Raw genomic sequence first — 24,208 nt, forward strand, 5'->3', positions numbered from 1 at the left:
TCGCCCTAATGCAACGCCATGACGCCCTGAAGCGTTGCACCAACGTCCACAAGGAATGCCCGATGCCCACACGCAGCGCCCCTGCTTCAACCGCTGGCTTGCCGCAAGGCACCGGTTTCGTCCGGGTGCGTGGCGCCCGCGAACACAACCTCAAGAACGTCGACGTGGACATCCCCCGCGATGCCCTGGTGGTGTTTACCGGCGTGTCGGGCTCCGGCAAGTCGTCGCTGGCCTTCTCCACGCTCTACGCCGAAGCACAGCGTCGTTATTTCGAGTCCGTCGCGCCCTATGCACGGCGTCTGATCGACCAAGTGGGCGTGCCGGATGTGGACAGCATCGAAGGCCTGCCCCCGGCAGTCGCCTTGCAGCAACAGCGCGGCACCCCCAGTGCACGTTCGTCGGTGGGCAGCGTCACCACCTTGTCGAGCTTGATTCGCATGCTCTACTCCCGCGCCGGCAGCTACCCGGCCGACCAACCGATGCTCTACGCCGAAGACTTCTCACCCAACACGCCACAGGGTGCCTGCCAGGAATGCCATGGCCTGGGCCGCGTCTATGAGGTGACCGAAGCGTCCATGGTGCCGGACCCATCGCTGACCATCCGCGAACGCGCCGTGGCTGCCTGGCCCATGGCTTGGCAGGGCCAGAACCTGCGGGACATCCTGGTGACCCTGGGCTATGACGTCGACATTCCCTGGCGCGACCTGCCGAAGAAGCAGCGGGACTGGATTCTCTTCACCGAAGAGACGCCTACCGTTCCCGTTTACGCCGGACTCACCCCGGCCCAGACCCGCGCCGCCCTCAAGCGCAAGCTCGAACCGAGCTACCAGGGCACGTTCAGCGGCGCCCGACGGTACCTGCTGCACACGTTCATGCACTCCCAAAGCGCGCAGATGCGCAAACGCGTGGCGCAATACATGCGCGCCAGCCCCTGCCCGGTTTGCGAGGGCAAGCGCCTCAAACGCCAGGCGTTGACCGTGACCTTTGCCGGCCTGGACATTGCTGAGCTGTCGCACCTGCCATTGCTTGAGCTGGCCGAGGTGCTCAAGCGCATCCTGGCGCCCGACTACCTGGAACACGCCGAAGAAACAGGCGAGGTCCTCAGCCACCGGCAAACCCGAGAAGCTCGCGAGCAACGCGCCGCCAGAGGCGACAACCCGCATGCGGGTGGACCCGACGCGCGCCACACCCCCAACCTGTCCCTGGAGAAACGCCTGGCCGCCCAACGCATCGCCGCCGAACTGCTGGAGCGGATCGTCACCCTGATCGACCTCGGCCTGGGCTACCTCGCCCTGGAACGCAGCACGCCGACGCTTTCGTCCGGCGAACTGCAACGCCTGCGCCTGGCGACCCAGCTCAATTCCCAGTTGTTCGGGGTGATCTACGTGCTGGACGAACCGTCCGCCGGCCTGCACCCGGCCGACAGCGAAGCGCTGTTTGGCGCCCTGCAACGCCTCAAGGCAGCGGGCAACTCGGTGTTCGTGGTCGAACATGACCTCGATACCATGCGCCGCGCCGACTGGCTCATCGACGTCGGCCCGGACGCCGGCGAACAAGGCGGGAAAATCCTCTACAGCGGCCCGCCAGCAGGCCTTGGCCAGGTGCCGGAATCACGGACCCGTGCCTATCTCTTTGGTGAAGAACACGTTGCGGCACGCCGTTGCCGAGTGCCCAGGGATTGGCTGCGCCTGGAAGGCATCACCCGCAACAACCTCGTCAACCTGTGCGCCGCCTTCCCCTTGGGTTGCTTCACCGCCGTGACCGGTATTTCCGGCTCAGGCAAATCCAGCCTCGTCAGCCAGGCCCTGCTGGATCTGGTCGGCGCCCACCTGGGCCAGGCCAGCCCCAACGCCGAACCCGATGAGCAAAGCCTGGAAGACGAACCCGTGCAAACCAGCACTGGCCGCGTTACCGCCGGGCTTGAAGCGGTCAAGCGGCTGGTGCAGGTGGACCAGAAACCCATCGGCCGCACCCCGCGCTCCAACCTCGCCACCTATACCGGGTTGTTCGATCACGTGCGCAAGCTGTTCGCCGCGACGGCGCAAGCGCAAGCACTGGGATTCGATGCCGGACGGTTTTCCTTCAACGTCGCCAAGGGCCGTTGCGAGACCTGCGAAGGTGAAGGCTTTGTCAGCGTGGAGTTGTTGTTCATGCCCAGCGTGTACGCCCCCTGCCCCACCTGCCACGGCGCGCGCTACAACCCGCAGACCCTGGCGGTGAGCTGGCAAGGCCTGGATATTTCCCAGGTGCTGCGACTGACCGTGAACCAGGCCCTTGAGGTGTTTGCCGAGCAAGCGGCAGCCAGGCGCTCATTGCAGGTGCTGCAGGACATCGGGTTGGGGTACCTGCGCCTGGGCCAACCGGCCACGGAGCTATCCGGCGGCGAAGCCCAGCGGATCAAGCTGGCGACAGAACTGCAGCGCAAGGCTCGGGGGGCGACGTTGTATGTGTTGGATGAGCCAACCAACGGGCTGCACCCCCAGGACGTCGACCGCTTGCTGGTACAGCTCAATCGCCTGGTGGAGGAAGGTCACACGGTGGTTGTGGTGGAACATGACATGCGCGTCGTGGCGCAGAGTGACTGGGTCATCGATATCGGCCCTGGCGCGGGCTCCCAAGGTGGGAACGTCGTGGCCTGCGGGGCTCCGGAAACAGTCGCGGCCTGCCGGGAAAGCCGGACGGCGGAGTTTCTGGAAAGGGCTTTGCAACCTGGAAGATAAACCTGGCTCAACTCCCTGTGGCGAGGGAGCTTGCTCCCGCTGGGGTGCGAAGCGCCCCCAATGAAGCTGACGACATCAACCTGATACACCTCGGTGACTGGCCTTGGGGCTGCTACGCAGCACAGCGGGAGCAAGCTCCCTCGCCACAAGAGCGGTTTTCAAACCGTACGCGAATACTGAACCGTCTGATCCGCCCCCAGGTAAGCGTCGAAGGCCATGGCCACGTTGCGCATCATCAATTGCCCCTGGGGCAACAACACCAGCTCGTCCTTGCGAAGGTCCAGCAACCCATCGCGCACCAGCTCCTGGAGCCGGTCCAGGGCATCGGCGAAGTACTCGGTAAATCGAATGCCGTGGGCGCCCTCGATCCGGCCGAAATCGATGCGGGCGTGGCACATCAGTTCGCTGATGACCTCGCGTCGCAGGCGATCGTCGTCGCTCAGCCGATAACCACGCTGCACCGCCAGCAAGCCTTGATCCAGCCGGGCGTAATACTGGGAAAGCTCCTTGACGTTCTGGTTGTAGCTGTCGCCCACCTTGCCGATCGAGGACACCCCCAGGCCAATCAGGTCACAGTCGGCGTGGGTTGAATAACCCTGGAAATTGCGCTGCAGGCTGCCTTGGGCGCGGGCGCGTACCAGTTCGTCATCCGGCAAGGCAAAGTGGTCCATGCCGATGTAGACGTAGCCGGCTTCAGTCAGGCGATTGATGGTCAGCTCCAGCAACTCCAGCTTGCGCTCGGGCGGCGGCATGTCTTCTGGCCGGATCATCCGTTGCGCCCGCACCCGTTGCGGCAGGTGGGCGTAGCTGTAGGCCGCGATCCGGTCCGGACGCAGGGCGATGATCTTGCTCAAGGTGACATCGAAACTGGCGATAGTCTGCAATGGCAGGCCATAGATCAGATCGACGCTGACCGACTTGAAGCGCGCCAGGCGCGCAGCTTCCACCAGTTCGACGACCTGGGCTTCGCTTTGCACCCGATTGACGGCGATCTGCACCTGGGCATCGAAATCCTGGACGCCAAAGCTCAGGCGGTTGAACCCCAGTTGGCGCAGGCCTTGGATCTGTTGCGCATCGATAGTCCGCGGATCGACCTCAATGGAAAACTCATGGGCGTCGCTGTCGTCCATGTCGAACGACTGGTGCAGGCAGTCCATCAAGTCGGCCAGTTGCTCATGGGTCAGGTAAGTCGGCGTGCCCCCACCCAGGTGCAGTTGAGTCAGTTTGCGCGAGCGGTCGAACAAGGCCGCCTGCAGGGCAATTTCGCGCTTGAGGTAGGTCAGGTATTCGACAGCACGATGGGTCTTGCGCGTGATGATCTTGTTGCACGCGCAGTAATAGCAGAGGCTCTGGCAGAACGGGATATGGATGTACACCGATAACGACTTGGGCAGCGGCGCCTGGTTGCTGCGCTGGGCGGCCTGCTGGTATTCGTCCATGGCAAAGGCCTGGTGGAACTGCGGCGCCGTCGGATAGGAGGTGTAGCGCGGGCCCGGGCGGTCGTATTTCTCCACCAGGGCACGATTGAAACCGGATGCAGCATTCATGATGGGTTCAACTTTTCAAAAGGGTGTGGGCCTACGTCATCCAGTCCAGAGTCGAACAGATTGCAGATCGCATCCACGTTCAAGCGCCCGGCGGGCAGGATGCCGATAAACCGGCTCGACAGTTCGATCAATCCCTGGTCATGCAACACTTCCAGCGACGGCCAGACGGACGCGAAATGCTCGCGAAACACCAGGTCGAAGCGTGCCTCGATGGCCAGGATATCCAGCTCCAGGTCACAGGACAGTTGCTCGGTCACGCTCGCCTTGACTTGATCCTGCGCTTCACAGCGCCAGCCGCGACACACCGGCAACTGCCCGGCGTCCAGCTGTTGGCAATATTGATTCAGATCGTCGGTGTTCTGTACGTACAGGTGCTCGATCTGCGTGATGGCCGACAGACCGAAGCCCACGTGATCACAGCAACCGTGGCGGGTAAAACCCTGGCAATTGCGATGCAGGCGTCCATGCTCCTGGGCCACCGCCAGGTCATCGTCGGCCCTGACGAACTGACCCAGGCCGATGTAGTGATAACCGGCGCCAATCAGTTGCTCGCAGCAGATCCGGCGCATGGCGTCCTTGTCGGCCTGGCTGCAAAAGGCACCGGCCACCTCGGTATTCTTCGAGCGATAGCGATAAGGCGCGCGGGCATAGTCGAAAACGTGCAACCGGTCTGGTTCCAGTTCGATCAGCGTCGCCAGTTTCAGGGCGAAACTGCTGGGCGTCTGCCAAGCGTGGCCGTAGCCCAGGTCAATGTTGATGGAGCGAAAACCAAACGTGCGCGCCGCATCGATCAACGAATGGATCGGTGCCGGGTTCTGGTAGCAATCGACCGACAGATCGCTGTCGACGCCAATATCCGGTACGCCGATGCTGACATGGGTGAAACCCTGGTCACGGATCAGGCCCATGGTCGACCAATCCGTGTGGTGCAGGTCCACCTCGATGCTGTGGTCGCCAGCGTCATATTCATTGAAATCGAAGCGCTTGCGCAGGTCACTCATCAACGTCTGCAGATGAGCGATCACCGGTGTGCCACCGGTCAGGCAAAACTGTTCGACGCGCCGCCCTGCGCCCAAGTGGCAACCGACCAACCCCATCTCATACGTCAGGCGTTGCAGATAGCCCTCGATCTCGCCGCATCGGCAGTCGCTGGCCAGGGGCGAACACGACGCCAGCCGCAAGCGCGAAGGCAGGTGCACCGCCAGGGACAAGGGACGGCGTTTCTGACGGCTGCTGCGTAACCCTCGCAGCAGGTCGAGCGAGCCGACGCCTGGGTGGAACCTACGCGTGCCGACCGGACAATCGAAGTCAGCCACCACAGGGGCACGTCCCGGGGGGTGCTCACCAAGGGCATGGAACGGGTCGAACATGACAATCTCCGAGTGGCTGTGCGAGAGCAGTTTGCGGGGTAACCCGCCGGGCCACCTTGACCTGTATCAAGCGCCTTGGAACCCGCCGCCAGCGCTTACCAGGTCACGTAGAACATGGCCTTGGCCAGCAGCACGATCGCGACCATGTGCAGGAACACGCTGGTATGGATGATGTGCACGTAGCGGGCATTCATGCGCCCGCGCCTGAACAGCCACATGGCCCAGAGGAAATGCCCCAGCACACTGCCCGCCAACAGGATCTTGAGGCCCAGCAGTAAGCCGAAGGATGACTGCAACGGCGACGACAGCAACGGCCAATAACGCAGCCAGACCATGCCAATGCCCGCGCCGAACAGCACCAGCAGTACCCACGGCATCAACTGCCGGGCGCGTTGGCTGATGCCTTGCTCCAGCAGCACCATGACCTTGGCGGGCAGTTGCTTGCCAATGCTCGCCAGGAACAGGACTTCGAAGAAAACCGTGCCGATGAACACCAGCGCGGCAAACAGGTGCAAGGTGAGAAACAGCGGATAACTCATGAGCTTCCTCGGTCGCCCTCTTTAGCGGGACGATGGTTTATTCGAGGTTATCGCGCCGCCCCTGAAGTGGGGTTGATGCCAATCAAGGAAACCGCATGTCTGCCCCCCCCAAACCCTGTGGGAGCGAGCTTGCTCGCGATAGCGCCGGATCAGCGGCATCGATGTTGGCTGACGCACCACTATCGCGAGCAAGCTCGCTCCCACAAGGGGACATCATTGAGCCTCAAAAGCGTCAATAGAACGTTACTCCTGCGCAATCCCTGCACAACCGCTGATCAGTTAGTCCAGCTTTTTGACACTTTCCCCGATATGCGGTCACAACTTTTGCGCTCCGCTGGGTCATAACACGAAGGCCGTCGATGGAATGTTGACGTCTACCTAGGTTTAAGCCTGATACGGAGATAAGCTCATGATTTTCAACGTACAAAATTTTGGCGCCAAAGGAGATGGCATCACGGACGACACGGCAGCCATCCAAAGTGCGATTGATGCGGCGGCCGCGGCCGGCGGTGGGCAGGTGTACATGCCAACCGGCACCTACATCGTTTCGGGGGGAGAGGAACCTTCCGATGGCTGCCTGATGCTCAAGAGCAATGTCTACCTGTACGGCGACGGCATGGGCGAGACCACGGTCAAGCTAGTCGACGGCTCGGACACCAAGATCACCGGGATCATCCGCTCGGCCTACGGCGAGGAAACCCACGATTTCGGCGTCAGCAACCTCACCATCGACGGCAACCGCGACAGCACCACCGGCAAGGTCGACGGCTGGTTCAACGGCTACATTCCAGGCGAAGAAGGCTACGACTCCAACGTCACCCTCGACAGCGTCGAGATCAAGGATTGCTCCGGGTACGGTTTCGACCCCCACGAGCAAACCGTCAACATGGTCATCAAGAACAGCGTGTCCCACGGCAACGGCCTGGACGGCTTCGTCGCCGACTTCCTCAGCGACAGCACCTTCGAAAACAACGTCGCCTACGACAACGACCGCCACGGTTTCAACGTCGTCACCAGCACCCACGATTTCACCATGACCAATAACGTCGCCTACGACAACGGCGGCAATGGCATCGTGGTCCAGCGCGGCAGCGAGAACATCCCCTCGCCCAGCAACATCACCATCACCGGCGGCGAGGTCTATGGCAACGGCGCCGAAGGCGTGCTGGTCAAGCTCTCCAGCGAAGTGACCGTCACTGGCATCGACATCCACGACAACGCCAGCGCCGGGATCCGTATCTACGGCAGCAACCACGTCGAAATCATCGACAACACCCTCAACAACAATTCCCTGGGCGGCGCCGTACCGGAAATCATCATCCAGTCCTACGACGACACCCAGGGCGTGTCCGGCAAATACTTCAACGGCAGCGATAACACCATCCAGGGCAACATCATCAGCGGCAGCAACCTGTCGACCTATGGTGTGGCAGAGCGCAACGAGGACGGCACTGACCGCAACGCCATCATCGCCAACACCATCAGCCACACGAGCAACGGCGCCACGCTGATCTATGGCGACGGCAGCTACGTCAGCGCTACGGTGCCCATGACCACCGTGCAAGGTACGGCGGGCAACGACACCCTGCTCGGCAGCGCCGCCAGCGAGATTTTCTACGGTGGTGCGGGCAACGACACCATCAATGGCGCGGCCGGCGGCGATATCCTGGTCGGTGGCGCGGGCATCGACAAACTCACCGGAGGCACAGGTGCCGATACGTTCCGGTTCGTCGCGCAGTCGGACAGCTACCGCAACGCAACCACCAGTTTCGATGACACCATCACCGACTTCGACGTCACCCAGGACAAGATCGACCTCGCTGGGCTCGGCTTCACCGGCCTGGGCAATGGCCGTGGCGGCACCCTGCAGGTCAGCTACAGCGCCAGCAACAACCGCACCTACATCAAGGACTTCGACGCCGACGCCAGTGGCAACCGCTTCGAACTGATTCTGACGGGCAACCTGGCCAGCACCCTGACCGCCAGCAATTTCATCTTCAATCGCGTGATCACCGGGACCAGCGGCAGCGACTCGCTGTTGGGTAGTGATGCGGCCGACACCCTGCTCGGCCTGGCGGGTAACGACAGCCTCAGCGGCGGCGCCGGCGACGACAAACTCGACGGTGGCGCCGGCATGGACACCCTCACCGGTGGCGCCGGGGCGGACACCTTTGTGTTCGCCAACCGCCTGGACAGCTACCGCAACTACAACACCGGCGGCGCCAACCTCGGCGACCTGATCACCGACTTCAACGTCAGCGCCGACAAGATCGACCTGTCGGCCATGGGCTTCACCGGCCTGGGGGATGGCAAGAACAACACCGTGTACCTGGTGCTCAACAGTGCCGGCACCAAGACCTACATCAAGTCCCTTGAAGCCGATGCCAATGGCAACCGCTTCGAAGTGGCGCTGGACGGCAATTACCTCAACACCCTGACCAACGCCAACTTCGTCTTCGCCACTACCTCGCCGACCAACCATGCACCGGTACTGGCGACGCCGCTGCTCGATCAAAACGCGACCGAAAACACCCCGTTCAGCTACGTGGTGCCGGCCACCAGCTTCACCGATCCGGATAACGACAGCCTGAGCTACACCGCCAAGCTCGCCGATGGCAGCGCCCTGCCCAGTTGGCTGATCTTCGATGCCGCCACTCGCACCTTCAGTGGTACGCCACCGGACACCGCGTCGGGCACCTACGCCATCCAGGTCACCGCGAGTGACGGCAGCAACGCCACCGTCAGCGACAGCTTTACCCTTGCCGTGCAGGACGTCCCCACCGCCATTGTGATCAATGGCACGCCGAACAACGACACGCTGACCGGCACCGCGGCCAATGAGCAATTGTTCGGTGGCGCGGGCAACGACACCCTCAATGGCGGCGCCGGCAACGACATCCTGGTCGGCGGCACCGGGGTGGACAAGCTCACCGGTGGCACGGGAGCCGATGTCTTTCGCTACACCTCGAAACTCGACAGCTACCGCACCGGCTCCACCAGCGCCAGTGACCAGATCCTCGACTTCGACGTGGCCGCCGACAAGATCGATGTCTCGGCCCTTGGCTATACCGGCCTGGGTAACGGGCTCAACGGCACCCTGCAGGTCACTTACAGTGCCTCGACCAACCGTACCTACCTCAAGGATCTGACGGTCGATGCCAACGGCAACCGGTTCGAGGTCTCGATGGCAGGCAACTTCGTGAGCAGCCTGACGGCCAGTCACTTTGTCTTCGCCGACCAGAACACCCCAACCAACGTGGCGCCGGTCGTGGCCACCCCACTGTTGGACCAGAACGCCAGTGAAAGCACGCCGTTCAGTTACACCGTGGCCAGCAACAGCTTCACCGACGCCAACCAGGATGTGCTGACCTACACCGCGACCCTCGCCAACGGCACTGCTCTGCCCACATGGCTGAGTTTCAATGCCACCAGCCTGACCTTCAGCGGCACCCCGACCAGCACGGCGGCAGGCAACTACGACGTGTTGGTCAAGGCCACCGATCCCTCGGGCGCCTCGGTCAGTGACAGCTTCGCCCTGGTGGTGGCCGATGCGCCCGCCAACACCATCACCGGCACCAACAATGCCGAAACCCTCAACGGTACGACCGGCGCGGACCTGATCCTTGGCCTGGGCGGCAACGACACAATCAAGGCCGGCACCGGCGCGGACATCATCGACGGTGGTGCCGGACGCGATTCGCTGTACGGCGGCGACGGTGCCGACACCTTCCGCTACAGCAACCTGCTCGACAGCTACCGCGACTACGACACCGGGGGCGTCACGGCCACAGACACGATCTATGACTTCACCGTCGGCGTCGACAAGATCAATGTCTCGGGGCTGGGCTTTCTCGGCCTCGGCGATGGCAGCAACGGCACGCTGTACATGACCCTGAACGCGGCCGGCGACAAGACCTACATCAAGTCCGCCGAAGCCGATGCCGACGGCAACCGCTTTGAGATCGCGCTCAATGGCAACTACCTCAACACCCTCACCGCCAGCGACTTCGTCTTCGGCGAACGCGTCCAGCAGGACATCCTCTACCTGCCGACGCTCGGCCAATCCAATGCGCGCCTGCTACGCATGACCGAAGACGACGACCAGTCCGGTACCTCGATGCTGGTCAAAGACCTGGACCGCTACACCCCCTACGACGTGCGCAGCCAGTTCACCGATGCCGACGGCAACGGCATCGACATCGCCGTGGGCGGCAGCACGGTCAACGGCCTCTCCACCCTCAGCGCCGAGGAACTCCAGCTGTGCTGGTGGCTGACCGACACCAACCAACCTGGACCTGCACTGTTGCGAGCGGTGACGTTACTGCGCGACCAGCGCACCGAACTGCAGGCGATCGATAACGTCACCATGGGCATCATCTGGGGCCAGGGCGAGGAAGCCGCCCAGGAAATCGCCCGCGCCACCGACAAGGCGGCGGCAGCAGCGGCCTACAAGGCCGCGACCCTGAAGGTGTTCGACTACTTGCACGCCCAGTTCGGCAACTTCAGCGTGTACCTGATGGAAACCGGTCACTACGAGCAGGATGCGGCCCGGGCCCGGGGCTATTCGCAAGAGAAGATCGCATCCATCGTCGAGGGCGTCGGTTACGTCCGCGCCGCCCAGGAAGCCATCGCCGCCGAGCGCGCCGACGTCAAGCTGGCGGTGGACTACACCGACCTGCCCTTGCGCTACGAAGTCGACCCGCTGGTGTACCCCGATGATGTCTGGCACCTGCACGAGGAGTCGGCGGAAATCGTCGGCCAACGCCTGGCGGACTATATTGCCGATGACCTGGGCTTCCAGGGCAATCCCAACGACAACAACAGCGTGCAGGACATTTTCGACAACGCCCAGAACCAGGGCGGGATGATCTCCGGTACCGACCAGGCCGACACCCTGGTAGGCAGCTCGGGCAACGACACCCTCAATGGCGACCTGGGCGCCGACACCATGAGCGGTGGCGACGGCAACGACATCTACGTGGTCGACAATGCCTTCGACAGCGTGGTGGAAACCAACACCTCGGCTTCGCAGATCGATACGGTGCAGGCCTCGGTGAGTTGGACGCTGGGGCCCAATCTCGAGAACCTGGTGCTTACCGGTGTGTCGGAGATCGACGGAACAGGCAATGAGCGGCGCAATTTCATCACCGGCAACGCCGCCAATAACGTGCTCGACGGCGCCGCAGGGGCCGACAGCATGAGCGGTGGCGATGGCAGCGACACCTACTTTGTCGACAATGCCGACGACAGCGTGATCGAGACCAACAGCAACAAGGTGACCGGAGGGGTCGACAGCGTGCACAGCAGCCTGGCGGCCTACACCTTGGGCAACAACGTGGAAAACCTGTATGTCGATAGCACCGGCGCCGCCAATGGCACCGGCAACGCGCTGGACAATACGCTGTTCGCCGGTGCCGGCAACAATGTCCTGGATGGACGCGATGGCATTGACACGGCCAGCTTTGAGCGCGCCCTGTCCGGCGTGACCGTGAATCTCTCGACGTCGGCGCAACAGAACACCGTGGGGTCCGGGCTCGACACGTTGAAATTCATCGAAAACCTGAAGGGAAGCGCCTATGCCGACACACTGTCGGGAAACAGTGCCGCGAACGTCCTGGACGGCGGCGCGGGCAACGATACGTTGGTGGGTGGCTCGGGTGATGACCGGTTGATCGGCGGCGCAGGCACCGACAACCTCACCGGTGGCACGGGCGCCGACACCTACGCCTTTGGTGCGCTGTCGGACATGGGCGTCGGGGCCTTGCGCGATGTGATCAACGGCTTCAAGAGCACGGAGTTCGACAAGTTGGACCTCACCGGCCTGGACGCCAACCCGCAGACCGCCACGGTCGATCACTTCACGTTCATCGGCAGCAACGCCTTCGACCCCACCAATGCCACAGGCCAGCTGCGCTTTGCCGATGGCATTCTCTATGGCAGTACCAACGCCGACGCCACCCCCGAGTTCGAATTCGAACTGGTCGGCGTCAAGGAGCTGCACGCCAGCGACTTCACCGCCTGATTGCCCCCTGAACAGGCTTGCCCGCAATAGCGGCGGCACATTCAGCAAGGAGGCTGACTGACCCACCGCTATCGCGAGCAAGCTCGCTCCCACAAGGGGACTGGCGGCGCCACAACAATCGAGGACCACCACAGATCAAACTGTGGGAGCGAGCTTGCTCGCGATGACGGCAGAACATTCAACATTGATGTTGGCTGACCCACCGCCATCGCGAGCAGGCTCGCTCCCACAAAGGACTGGCGGCACCACAAAAATCGAGGACCACCACAGATCAAACTGTGGGAGCTGAGCTTGCTCGCGATGACGGCAGAACATTCAATATTGATGTTGGCTGACCCACCGCATCGCGAGCAAGCTCGCTCCCACAAGGGACTGGCGGCACCACAAAATCGAGAGCAACCACAGATCAAACTGTGGGAGCTGAGCTTGCTCGCGATGACGGCAGAACATTCAACATTGATGTTGGCTGACCCACCGCCATCGCGAGCAGGCTCGCTCCCACAAGGGGACTGGCGGCACCACAAAATCGAGGACCACCACAGATCAATCTGTGGGAGCTGAGCTTGCTCGCGATGACGGCAGAACATTCAACATTGATGTTGGCTGACCCACCGCCATCGCGAGCAGGCTCGCTCCCACAAGGGGACTGGCGGCGCCACAACAATCGAGGACCACCACAGATCAAACTGTGGGCGCTGAGCTTGCTCGCGATGACGGCAGAACATTCAACATTGATGTTGGCTGACCCACCGCTATCGCGAGCAAGCTCGCTCCCACAAGGGGACTGGCGGCACCACAAAATCGAGAGCAACCACAGATCAAACTGTGGGAGCTGAGCTTGCTCGCGATGACGGCAGAACATTCAACATTGATGTTGGCTGACCCACCGCCATCGCGAGCAGGCTCGCTCCCACAAGGGGACTGGCGGCACCACAAAATCGAGGACCACCACAGATCAAACTGTGGGAGCTGAGCTTGCTCGCGATGACGGCAGAACATTCAATATTGATGTTGGCTGACCCACCGCCATCGCGAGCAGGCTCGCTCCCACAAGGGGACTGGCGGCACCACAAAATCGAGGACCACCACAGATCAAACTGTGGGAGCTGAGCTTGCTCGCGATGACGGCAGAACATTCAATATTGATGTTGGCTGACCCACCGCCATCGCGAGCAGGCTCGCTCCCACAAGGGGACTGGCGGCACCACAAAAATCGAGGGCCACCACAGATCAAACTGTGGGAGCTGAGCTTGCTCGCGATGACGGCAGAACATTCAACATTGATGTTGGCTGACACACCGCCATCGCGAGCAAGCTCGCTCCACAGGGGTCGTGCTGTGCCAGAAAAATCCAGGAAAACCACAGGACAGGTGCCATGCTTGAGCTTGGTCGCCGACCCATTTTTCAAAACAAACTCTGCACCTGCTCCAGCACCGCGCGGTTCATCTGGCCGGTGTGGGTGTGCAGGCTCACATAACTCTGCAGCATGTCGAGCTTGGTGTTGAGCAGGTCTCGACGGGCCTGGAACAGCCGCTGCTGCGCGTCAAGAATATCCACTGTGGAACGCACACCGCCCTGGAAGCCTTTTTCCGTCGAGGCCAGTGCTCGCTGGTTGGACTCCACCGCCCGCTGCATCGCCTTGCTCTTGGTGAACCCGGCGACGACGCCCAGGTAATCGGCCTCGATATCCTCGGCCAGTTGCTGGCGTTGCACGTCGTAGTCGGACTGGGCGCCGGCCAGTTGCGCTTCGGCCTTGGCCACCGACGCCCGTACCGCCCCGCCGCGATACAACGGAATATCCAATTGCACGCCCACGTAGTAGCTGTCCTGGCGCGGGTCGAGTTCCTGGTATTGACGGGTTTCCCGACGGGTCAACTGAGTGGTCAGCGACAAGCTTGGATAATGCCCGGCGCGCTGGCTGTCGGCCTGGGCTTCGGCCACTTTCACCGCCGCCAGCCGAGCGGCCAGCTCGGGGCTGGCTTCACGGGCAATGGTCGTCCAGTACGGCAAATCCTGCTCCGGCGGGATCGGACTGCCGGCGGCCAACTCTTCGCGCATCGGCAGGATGTCATCGATGGCCACGCTGGCACGCCCGGACAAGGCCCGCAAAGCCGCCACCCGGCGTGCCTGGGCTTCAGCTTCCTGGGCTTGCACCAGGTCGAGCCGCGCCTGGGCTTCGTCGATATCGGTGATCGCGCCCTGTCCACCTTCATAAAGCTTTTTACTTTGAACGACCAAGCCTTGGATGGCGGCTTTTTGCTGGGTGATCAACTTGATTTCGTTCTCGGCCCGGGCGACATCGAAATACCCCTTCGCCACCCGGTCATACAGGGTCTGGCCGGCCACATCGAACACCTGGCTGCCCAGTTGACCGCGCGCCTTACCCTCCTGATAAGCCGCCCAGCGTGCCTTGTCGTAGAGCGGCTGTTGCGCGGCCAGGGTCACGCTGTTCGCCTGGTAATCATTGCTGTTGACGTAGGTTCTGTCGTCACCGCCGTCGGTCCGCCCACCGTAGCCGTAGCGCGAGGTCAGCGACACTTGCGGGTAAAGGCCGCCACGCCCGATGTCTTCTTCATGCCGCGAAGCTTCAAAGGCGTGGGCTGCCGACTGCACGGTCGGATCGTTGAGGCGCGAGGCATCGTAGGCGGCGGTCAGGCTCAGCCCCCCCTCAGCGGCCCACACCGGATTGAGCACCGCCCACCCCGCACACAGGCCCAGCAAGACACGCAAACGGTATCGGCAACGGTCGACCATGCTCATTCCTCCTTGAAGGCTGCAAGCAAGCGTTCACGCAAAGGCTTCATCAGGTAATTCATCAAGGTGCGTTCGCCCGTCACCACCGTGACATCAGCGAGCATGCCCGGGCGAACCAGCAGGCCGGCGCTCTGCAACGCAACCACGGTGTCTGCAGGGATCTCGACCTTGGCGGAGAAGTACGGTTGGTGTGTCTGCTCATTGATCAACTGGTCCGCCGACACCGTCGTCACCGTGCCGGTAACCGTCGGCGTATCCACCCGTTGCAGCGCGGTGAAATGCACGTGCACCGGCAGGCCCGGACGCAGTTTGTTGGCCATCAGCGGCTCGAAACGCGCGGTGATCGCCATCGGCGCATCCAGCGGCACCACTTGCATCAAGGTCTGGCCGGCCTGCGCCACGCCGCCGACCGTATGAATATTCACGTCCATGACCTGCCCGGCCACCGGCGCACGGATCGCACCGTTGTCGACTTCAAACTGCAAGGCGCGAATCTGATCGGCATAACCGGCGGCCTCAGCCGAGACTTCGCTGAGCTGGGTTTCGGCATCGCGGCGGAACTCCTGCTGCGCCTGCAAGGCCTTGAGCCGGCTTTCGTTGATCGCCTGGCGAGTCCTGCCGACATCCCCCACACCAGAGGCGATCTGCCCCGCCAACTGGGCCGCGTTGCGCTCGGCCTCAAACAGTTTGTTGCGCGGGACGTAACCTTCCCGGGCTAAATCACGCAGGCCTTCGAGTTCCTGCTGCTGGAAGCGCATCTGCGCGTCGTAGTTGCGCTTGACGCCTTCGTAACCAAGCAATTGCTGCTGCAAGGCCGCGGCTTCGTGCTCGATAATCTGCAAGCGACTGCCCAGTTCCGCGCGGCGGGTGATGAACAACTGGCTCTGCAAGGCCATGGCCGCCTTGACGCGCGGTTCGTCGGCGTGCGCCAGCAGTTCCGCGGGCCATTGGATCTCGGCGCTGCCCAGGCGCTCGGCAATCAAGCGCGCCTCGATGCTACGGTCATTGAGGAGCTTGCCCAGGGTCACGTTCAGCTGTGACTGCGCCTGCACCGTGTTGAGCTGCACCAGCAATTGCCCCTGGGTGACGCGGTCGCCATCGCTGACCAACAGTTTTTCCACCACCCCGCCGACCAGCGACTGCACGGCCTTGCGCTCCCCTGCCACCACCACGGTGCCGCTGCCGACCACGCCCTGGTCGAGCGGCGCCAGGCAGGCCCAGAGCAGGAAACCACCCAACGTCAGGACCAGGAATCCCACGCCATAGCGAGCCGCGCTCCCGGCATCGGTGCTGGCGCTGGGCAGCGTCGTGGTACTGCGCACGCTCAGCCCCTGCTCGCTGTACGCTTGTGCCCCTGGTGTCAGATCACGCATCGCCGCCCGCCTCCCTGACCGCGGCCGGTCTCGGCCCCGGCATCAATGCCTTGAGCACCCGGTCCCGTGGGCCGAATGCTTGTTGAGTACCGTCCTTGAGCACCAGGATGTGATCGACCACCGCCAGCACACTGGGTCGGTGCGTAATCAACACCACGGTGCTGCCGGCCGCCTTGAGCGCACTGATGGCCTGCACCAGCGCCAGCTCGCCGGCGTCATCGAGATTGGAATTGGGCTCATCGAGCACGATCAGCGACGGTCGCCCGTAGAGCGCGCGAGCCAGGCCCAGGCGTTGTTTTTGCCCACCGGACAAGCCAAGCCCACCGGGCCCCAACGGCGTGTCGTAGCCCTTGGGAAACCTCAGGATCATTTCGTGGATACCGGCATGACGTCCGGCAGCGATGATCTTGTCGGCGTCTTGCTCACCGAAACGGGCGATGTTGTCGGCGACCGTGCCGTCGAACAGCTCGATGTCCTGTGGCAGGTATCCAAGGTAGGGACCCAAGGCGTCGTGGGACCACTGGCTGATCTCGGCATCGTCCAGGCGCACCGACCCGCCCAAGGCCGGCCAGACCCCGACCAAGGCGCGCGCCAGTGTCGATTTACCGCTGGCGCTGGGCCCGACCACCGCAAGCACATCGCCTTTGGCGAGGCTGAAATTGATCCCGCGCAGGATCGGCTGCGAAGCACCTGGCGGACCGACATACAACTGTTCCAGGCGCACCGCGCCGGTGGGGGCGGCAACGGCATGCGCAGGCGCTCGCGCGGATGCTGGGCCAGCAGTTGACTCAGGCGCTGATAGCTCTGGCGTCCGGCGTTGAATTGCTTCCACGAGCCGATGGCGATTTCCACGGGCGCCAGCGCACGCCCCAGCAACAGCGACATCGCAATCATCATGCCCGCCGACAGTTGGCCTTCAAGCACCAGCAAGGCGCCCAGCCCCAGCGCCAGGGACTGCCCGGAGATACGCACGAAACGGGTTGCCGAGGTGATGCGCGCGCCACGGTCGCTGGCATGGGCCTGGGCGGCGATGATCCGTTGCTGCAACAGGCTCCAGCGCTGACGCAACGGCCCGAGCATGCCCAAGGCCTGGATGACTTCAGCGTTGTGCAGCGTGCTGTTGACATAGATCGACGACTGCACCCCCAGCCGATTGGCCTCCCCCAAGCGTGTGCGCGTCGACAGTTCTCCCCACAGCGCCAGGCCGATCAGCACCAAGGCCAACACCAGTGTCAGCACGCCGAACCAATGATGAAAGATAAACGCCACCAGCAGGAAGATCGGCAGCCAGGGTGCATCGAGCAAGGCGATCAGGCCCTGCCCGGTAATCAACTGGCGCAGCGTGGCCAGATCGGTGAGCACCTGCGCCGGGTTGGCGTTGTGCTCGCGCAGGCTGCGGGCGAAGGCGGCGTCGAAAATCCGCTCGCCCAGGGCTTCATCCAGCCCCGCGCTCATGCGAATCATCACCTCGCCACGGACCCACTCGATCAGGGCACTGAACATGAACAGCCCCAGGGCCATCAAGGTGAGCATGAACAAGGTGGTTTCGTTGCGGCTGGTCAGGACCCGGTCGTAGACCTGCATCATGTAGAGCGACGGCACCAGCACCAACAGATTGATCACGCCACTGAACAATGCCAGGGCCCAGAACACCCGGCGGTAGCTCAATAAGGCAGCATCAATGTCATGACGCGGATCGAGTAGGAAACGCATAGAGAATCAACCCGCAATAGGAATAGTCGGTCCCGGCGCAATCCATCGCGAGTTACTTGCCCGAAGGCGTCAAAAAAAAGAGCGTCATGTTGCTGACGTGCAGCTATCTGAGCCGATTGTCGCTGCAACGGACGCCAACTACTGACAACGCATCCACCGGTTAGTGCCGGTTCGGACGGACTGGGTCTTGAGGTGGGTGACAGACGGAAATACCACACGTCAAGACTGAGGCTTTTCAGTCTTGACCAAGCACTGGGAATGGATTTCGGCTTATGACTGCAAATACGCCCCCGACAGGTCCTGTCGGGGGCGTACGTTTGACTTCGGGATCCGAACGACCCGCGATGCAATCTTTCCTCAGGCAGCCTTGCTCAGCGGCGCCTCGCGAGCCTGGCTTCTGTCGCCCACCAGGCACAGCAACAGCGACAAGACGATCGCACCGATGCTGACATTCATCCACGGCGTAATTTCTTCATCGAGCAATAATGCCGACCATGCGATGCCTGCTACCAGCGCAGCGAAACTGGCGAATGACACATAAATCCCACCGGCCCGGCGTACCAGTTCGAAGAAGGACCAGACCTCCACCGCCGTGACCAGAACCAGCAGCGTCACCTCCGGCCCATGCTGGAGCAGCCCTTGATACCCCACCTTCGACGTCGACGTCATGAACAATGGCAATGCCAACAACGCCGCAATCACCGACTCATAGGCCGCCATGGTGAACACGCCTAACCCCTTGGGCCAGGCTGCGGCGACGTACAGGTTGTACAGCGCGTAGCTCACGGGAACGCCAATGGCTGCGGCCAGCCAAAGCCTTGACGAGCCCTCGGGAAGCGCCGCGCTGGGCAGCAGTAACATCATGGCAGCGCTGATTCCCAAGGCAGCGCATGACAAATGCCAGACAGTGACCGTCGCCAAGCGCAGGAGAAACCCCAGCAAGATGCAAAAAACCGGCGTACTGGTGACGATCAGCGTGAGCAGCGTCGAATCGATGTACGGTGCCACGATCAGCTCAAGCCATATTGGAAAGGCATAGCCCAACACGCTGCAAATAATGAGGAACACCCACCAGGACGCATTGATGCGCCACGAACTGCGACTGACTGCCATGAGCGCCATGAATGCAATGGCGACGCCGAGCAGCGTCGGAAACAGAATAAGATCGGCTTGAACCCCTGTGCTGGTAATTTTCTTTACCAGCACGAAATGCAGCCCCCAAGTACTTCCCATCAACGCGAGTAAAAGAAAGTTGATGTAACGGGTCATGCGTTAACTCCTTGTCTAAACGCTTCCGGCTCTACGATATCAATGCGCGACAGCTTGAGCATGGGAAGATACCCGGACAGACCCGGCCAACACAGCCTCGATCATTTGCTCAGGGGTAAGGCCTGAAGGTTGACCATGCACCCAGCATTCACGTGAAGCGATGGCCTCGGTGATTGCCAGGTCATCGATGCACTCGGACAACGATAACGATTTCACTACCGCGAATATCCTCAAGGCTTCAGCATCCTCCGGTGCCCTGACAATGCGAGCATTCAACGCAGCAAGCCACGTCGATGAATTAACCAGCGAGAGCTCTTTCAACTGTTGACGCATGGCTGCGTAGATTTCATCCATCGTGTAGCTTTTGTTGGAGCACAAGTGATAAATCTTTGCACCAGACACGGGTTGGCGTAACGCGCTCACGACAGACGAAGCGATTTGCTCAGCGATACGGTCCACCGGACAAATTTCCAACTGCATCGGCATGATCGGGAACTGGCCTATGCGCTGGCAAACACTCAGGAACTGGTAGACATAATCATTACGAGCTTCTTCAAGGTTCATGCGGCTTCCCCAAAGTCGTCCACATCGATAGATCGTCGCCTTCAGCCCGGAGGCTGCACAGTGTTCCAATAACATTTCGGTCATCCACTTACTTTGCAGATAACCGGAAGCCACATGATCGACTTCCATGATTTTGGTTTCCGGCGTAGCCAGGAGAGATGGTTTTGTATCGAACAAGGCCAGGGATGAAATGAAATGAAAACTGGCATTACTCTCAAGCGCCAGATTTATGAGATTCAGGCTCCCTTGGACATTGGTCGTCACTAACTTCGAATAGGGCGACAACATGTTGGTATCGGCGGCGCAATGAACAATATCGCTGACGCTGCGTTGCAAGGCATACAAACCTTTCTCGTCGAGGCCAACGTCATCGTGATCCAGATCGCCAACGACAATGTGCAGTCTCTGCAACGCTTCATTTCTCACATTGAGCAATTGTGTGAGCTTTTTATGCGGGGATTCGGTGCTGCCCATGGGAGAGCGCACCAGGCAATAAATGGGACGCTGCGTGCTCTTGAGCAATGCGCGAACCACATGGCGCCCAAGCAGTCCCGTTGCCCCCGTTACCAATATACCGTCCTTGGCGCGACTGACTCCTGGCGCACTGCGGCGAATCAAGCCCTTGAGTCGTTCAAACTCAGCGTGGCGCCAGTCCTTGAAGTCTCGTGGGTGTTTTTTTGCGATCTCAGGGCCGCCAACATCGTTCAAGATGGCCCCCAGGCTGGGGTATTCATAGAGTGTGGAAAGTGGCCACTCGTGCCCGCTGTGTTTGTGTAACAGCATGGCCAAGCGCACGATTTCCAACGAATCCGCCCCATTTTCAACAAGGCTGGCATCCCATTCCAGTTCGCGACCGCCCAACGTCGACTGTATTTCCCGGGCAATTTCGCTTCCCGCAAAAGGGGACGACAGGTCTTTGCTCGTGGCGTCTACAACAACCATTGCGAGCCCTCTTACTGCGTTGTAATCGATTTTTCCAGCCAGGTTACGCGGTATTTCGTCGAGCAGAATGAAGCTGTTCGGAACCATGTAGGATGGCAGGTCCAACATCAATTGTTGACGTAGCGCCAGTTGCGAGACCTGCATGCCGGGCATCAGTTGAACGACACAAAGAAGCTTGCTGTCACTGCCGGCGTCCGTCATGAAAACGCAGCAGTCAGACACTTCCGGCAGTGTTCGAACAATGGACTCGATTTCACCCAGGCTTATCCTGAAGCCTTGCCGCTTCACCACGTTATCCATACGTCCGTGATACTCCAACGCTCCATCGCGGCCAATGCGTCCCAGGTCTCCGCTTTTGTAGTAGCGGCGCAGGCTCCGATCGTTTTCCATCCGCACAAAGAATTTTTCCGCCGTCATGTCCGGATTGTGTAAATACCCCTCGGCCACGCCTGGACTGGATATGCATATCTGCCCCATTGCGCCGAGCGGTGCAGGTTTATCGAAACGGTCCAGCAAGACAATTCGGCTACCGGCAATGGGCCGACCAATAGAGATGTCGTTTCTTGAATCGTCATCCGTGTCAGGAAGTCGTACTCGCTGGAGAGCGGTAACGACGGTCGTCTCGGTTGGACCATAGGAATTGATCAACGTCGGGCGCGGCGCGGGGAGACGGTACCAGTTGTGTATGTCTGATTTATAAAGGGCTTCTCCGCCAATCACGACCAGATTGACGCAAGAAGGAAAACGCAGCTGTTGGGAAGTACAAGCCAGACTGAGTTCTCGCCAGTACCCGGTCGGCAAGTCAAGAAAAGTAATCTGCTGCTCGTCGAGAAACTGCAGAAAGCTGGCAGGCTGCAAATCGACGGATGAATCACGGATGACCAGTGTTCCACCGGCCATCAGGCAGCAATAGATTTCTTCGACAGAGGCGTCGAACGAGACAGTCGCAAACTGCAGGACCTTGTCCTGGCTCGTAAGGCCGAACGAGTGCCTGGCCACGCTGGCGTAATACGAGAGCGATGCGCGAGAGATCAAGACACCCTTTGGCCGCCCCGTGGTCCCGGAGGTAAACAGTACATATCCGCACCGTGGCTCGTCGTCGGGTTGAGCTGCGCTCAGGGAGAGCCCCACCGCCACGACAGCATCGCCTTCTATAACCCAGCCTACCCGCGCATCTTCAAGCATCAGCTTGCTTCGCTCAGGAGGAAGCTGCGGGTCTATTGGAATGTAGATAGCATCCAGGGAGAGAACCGCCAAGGCCGCAACGACGAAGTCGCCGGACCGGGACATCCGCAACGCCACTCGACTGCCGGGCCTCACGCCTTGGTCTGCCAGTTGGGCGGCCAGCTCGCGAATGTCAGCCGACAACTGTCCGTAACTGATCACTCGGCCGGCGTCGCAAATCGCCACTTTGTCCGGGTCACGGCTGGCGTGCCCCTCGAAAGCCTCCAGTACATCCTGCTCATCGATTCCGTGCAATTTTCCAAGCAATTCGGAATTCGAATGTTCTGGGCGGGCGCGCTCCAAGAGGTCCGGCACAACGAAACAATTTTCGTGCTGCAATGCGCAAGCGATGCTATGCAATGTGTCGAAAATCTCATGGGCCAGGCTGCGCTCGAGAAACTGTCCATCAAAGATCAACTCGACGTTGGTTGCACTGACGCACATCTGCAGGCGAGCGGCGCCAAATACGCCTGGGCACTGTTCTGTGTCGGACCAGGCGCAGACCTGCCATGAAGTACTCTGCGCGCCAGAGAAAGCCCCCAGCGTTGCCTTGCAGAAATCGAGAAGTGTGCGGGCCGGCGCCTGCAAATCGATGTTCGGGCAGTCAAACTGCTCTCGGCGCGATACGACAGTGCAGTTCAAGTTTTCGACCCAATTGGCGTACCAGCTAGCCGTTATGAGCCAGGCCGCAAGTAGCCGGACCTCCAGATCAGAGTCCGGAGTAGCCCGTTCAAGCTTGATCGACGTCTCGGTCACGCCGCATTCCTCGGCGTGGATTTGTGGATTGCGCGCCGGACCTGTGTGTTCGATTTCATCGAAGGTCATCTCTAATAATCCTTTATAGGTGAGTCGCAACGACAATCAGCCTAATGCGGCAACGATCACTCGGCAGAGATGGTCGATCTGCTCTCGATTGATACAGAGCGGCGGGGCAATTTCTATCGTGGGATCGTTTCGGGTGTAATACAAAGAGGTGATGATCCCGCTGTTCAACAATCGCTCTCGAATCACTTTCACTTCCTCGGCCGTGGCAGGCGCCGAAGAGTCGATTGATCGCAGGTGGATCGCCTGAAGCAAACCAGTTCCGGTGAGCCCGGAGACTTTTGGGTGGTTCCCAAACAAGTCTTGAAGCACACCTTTCAAGTAAATGCCCATGGACGAGGCGTTTTCAAGCAACCGCTCGCGCTCGAGAATCCCGATGTTTTCAAGGGCGGCGGCAGCAGCAGCCGGACGACCGCCAAACGTAGCGCCGTGGGCGAACATGCTGTCTTCGCCCTGAGCAAAGACCGAAGCGACCCGCTCGCTGACGATCGTGGCGCCGAGCGAGTCGTATCCGCTTGTAAGCCCTTTCGCGCAAATAACAATATCGGCCTCAAGCCCATACTGCTCGGCGCTGAACCAACTGCCCAGGCGCCCGAACCCGGTGATGACTTCATCGACGATCAATAACGCGCCGGTTTCCTCGCGCAAGCGCCTCAAGCCATCAAGATACTCAGTTGTGGGGGTTACCATGCCATTGCTGGTTTCAACCGTTTCAATCAACACGCCAGCAACATCCTTACCCAGGCCTGGCGTTGCGTTGAGCACGTCGCCAAGAGGGTCTGTACTGTCCCGCATCGAAGCAATGGTGGCAGTCATGGGCAAGAGCGGACCAAACTCTTCCTTAAGTGCCGCGAACCCACATACGGACAGCGCGCCTAGCGTGACACCGTGATAAGCATGGTCGCGAGACACCAGCCATTTACGCTGGGGCTCGCCATTCCTGGCCGCGAACGCCCGAGCGATTTTCAATGCAGTCTCTACCGCCTCAGAGCCGCTATTGGTAAAGAACACCCGAGCATTGGCACCGACGACAGGTGATGCCAGGTCTGCGAGCGTCTGGGCCAATCGAGAAGAATAAGGGTTTGAAAAACTGAACGGGGAGCAGAACGCCAGCTTCCTGGCTGCTTCACTGGCCGCATCAATAATCGAATCACGACCATAACCCACATTCACGCAGTACGCACCGCTGATGGCGTCCATATACCGCCGACCTTCCGAGTCTGTTACATAGATCCCCTGCGCTTCGATTATGGATGAAGGGAACGTATCGGTTTTACCAATCTGGTCGGAGGGAAAAAAATGAAGCCAAGTATTGTTATTATCGGATGAAACTTTTTCTTTAAACATGC

10 protein-coding genes and 1 pseudogene are annotated in these 24,208 nt (G+C 60.9%); 2 read left to right on the plus strand and 9 right to left on the minus strand.

Going from position 1 to position 24,208, the window contains the following annotated elements:
- The first annotated feature begins 62 nt into the window (after window positions 1-62).
- Complete coding sequence (locus KI237_RS16120; protein ID WP_212796090.1) at window positions 63-2,720, plus strand: excinuclease ABC subunit UvrA; 2,658 nt, start codon at window positions 63-65, stop codon at window positions 2,718-2,720.
- Window positions 2,721-2,878: 158 nt separating this feature from the next.
- Here KI237_RS16120 and hemN read toward each other — a convergent pair whose 3' ends face one another.
- The 3 genes from hemN to KI237_RS16135 all read right to left on the minus strand — a co-directional run bounded on the left by hemN (window position 2,879) and on the right by KI237_RS16135 (window position 6,176).
- Window positions 2,879-4,267 carry an oxygen-independent coproporphyrinogen III oxidase gene (gene hemN / locus KI237_RS16125; protein ID WP_212796091.1) on the minus strand — a complete coding sequence of 463 codons (1,389 nt, stop codon included), beginning with the start codon at window positions 4,265-4,267 and terminating at the stop codon, window positions 2,879-2,881.
- Complete coding sequence (locus tag KI237_RS16130) at window positions 4,264-5,637, minus strand: oxygen-independent coproporphyrinogen III oxidase (protein WP_212796092.1); 1,374 nt, start codon at window positions 5,635-5,637, stop codon at window positions 4,264-4,266. The genes hemN and KI237_RS16130 overlap by 4 nt, the downstream gene beginning before the upstream one ends.
- A 95-nt stretch (window positions 5,638-5,732) precedes the next feature.
- Window positions 5,733-6,176 (minus strand): CopD family copper resistance protein, encoded by a 444-nt coding sequence (locus tag KI237_RS16135; RefSeq protein WP_212796093.1) that lies wholly within the window; start codon window positions 6,174-6,176, stop codon window positions 5,733-5,735.
- A 409-nt stretch (window positions 6,177-6,585) separates the two neighbouring features.
- Between KI237_RS16135 and KI237_RS16140 the strand changes: the two genes are divergently transcribed.
- Window positions 6,586-12,198: a putative Ig domain-containing protein gene (locus tag KI237_RS16140; protein ID WP_212796094.1), complete on the plus strand. Its 5,613-nt coding sequence runs from the start codon at window positions 6,586-6,588 to the stop codon at window positions 12,196-12,198.
- Between the two features lie 1,404 nt (window positions 12,199-13,602).
- Here KI237_RS16140 and KI237_RS16145 read toward each other — a convergent pair.
- The 6 genes and pseudogenes from KI237_RS16145 to KI237_RS16170 all read right to left on the minus strand — a co-directional run bounded on the left by KI237_RS16145 (window position 13,603) and on the right by KI237_RS16170 (window position 24,206).
- Window positions 13,603-14,952, minus strand: a complete 1,350-nt coding sequence (locus KI237_RS16145; protein ID WP_212796095.1) for a TolC family outer membrane protein — start codon at window positions 14,950-14,952, stop codon at window positions 13,603-13,605.
- Window positions 14,953-14,954: 2 nt separating this feature from the next.
- Window positions 14,955-16,325: an HlyD family type I secretion periplasmic adaptor subunit gene (locus KI237_RS16150; protein WP_212796096.1), complete on the minus strand. Its 1,371-nt coding sequence runs from the start codon at window positions 16,323-16,325 to the stop codon at window positions 14,955-14,957.
- Window positions 16,318-18,038, minus strand: a pseudogene (locus tag KI237_RS16155) (type I secretion system permease/ATPase). The gene KI237_RS16150 and the pseudogene KI237_RS16155 overlap by 8 nt, the downstream one beginning before the upstream one ends.
- 357 nt (window positions 18,039-18,395) lie before the next feature.
- A complete protein-coding gene (locus KI237_RS16160) occupies window positions 18,396-19,307 on the minus strand; it encodes a DMT family transporter (protein WP_212796097.1) in 912 nt (303 codons plus the stop codon).
- Between the two features lie 39 nt (window positions 19,308-19,346).
- Window positions 19,347-22,862 carry a non-ribosomal peptide synthetase gene (locus KI237_RS16165; protein ID WP_212796098.1) on the minus strand — a complete coding sequence of 1,172 codons (3,516 nt, stop codon included), beginning with the start codon at window positions 22,860-22,862 and terminating at the stop codon, window positions 19,347-19,349.
- Window positions 22,863-22,898: 36 nt separating this feature from the next.
- On the minus strand, window positions 22,899-24,206 hold the full coding sequence (locus tag KI237_RS16170; protein ID WP_212796099.1) for an aminotransferase family protein: 1,308 nt from the start codon (window positions 24,204-24,206) through the stop codon (window positions 22,899-22,901).
- Window positions 24,207-24,208: the final 2 nt, after the last annotated feature.

This window comes from Pseudomonas sp. St316, assembly GCF_018325905.1.
Lineage (GTDB): Bacteria > Pseudomonadota > Gammaproteobacteria > Pseudomonadales > Pseudomonadaceae > Aquipseudomonas.

What these genes read in the sequence shown, in the direction of transcription:
- KI237_RS16120 (WP_212796090.1), top strand. Translation starts at nt 63, where the DNA reads ATGCCCACACGCAGCGCCCCTGCTTCAACCGCTGGCTTGCCGCAAGGC.
- KI237_RS16150 (WP_212796096.1), bottom strand. Translation starts at nt 16,325, where the DNA reads ATGCGTGATCTGACACCAGGGGCACAAGCGTACAGCGAGCAGGGGCTG.
- hemN (WP_212796091.1), bottom strand. Translation starts at nt 4,267, where the DNA reads ATGAATGCTGCATCCGGTTTCAATCGTGCCCTGGTGGAGAAATACGAC.
- KI237_RS16160 (WP_212796097.1), bottom strand. Translation starts at nt 19,307, where the DNA reads ATGACCCGTTACATCAACTTTCTTTTACTCGCGTTGATGGGAAGTACT.
- KI237_RS16140 (WP_212796094.1), top strand. Translation starts at nt 6,586, where the DNA reads ATGATTTTCAACGTACAAAATTTTGGCGCCAAAGGAGATGGCATCACG.
- KI237_RS16135 (WP_212796093.1), bottom strand. Translation starts at nt 6,176, where the DNA reads ATGAGTTATCCGCTGTTTCTCACCTTGCACCTGTTTGCCGCGCTGGTG.
- KI237_RS16170 (WP_212796099.1), bottom strand. Translation starts at nt 24,206, where the DNA reads ATGTTTAAAGAAAAAGTTTCATCCGATAATAACAATACTTGGCTTCAT.
- KI237_RS16145 (WP_212796095.1), bottom strand. Translation starts at nt 14,952, where the DNA reads ATGGTCGACCGTTGCCGATACCGTTTGCGTGTCTTGCTGGGCCTGTGT.
- KI237_RS16165 (WP_212796098.1), bottom strand. Translation starts at nt 22,862, where the DNA reads ATGACCTTCGATGAAATCGAACACACAGGTCCGGCGCGCAATCCACAA.
- KI237_RS16130 (WP_212796092.1), bottom strand. Translation starts at nt 5,637, where the DNA reads ATGTTCGACCCGTTCCATGCCCTTGGTGAGCACCCCCCGGGACGTGCC.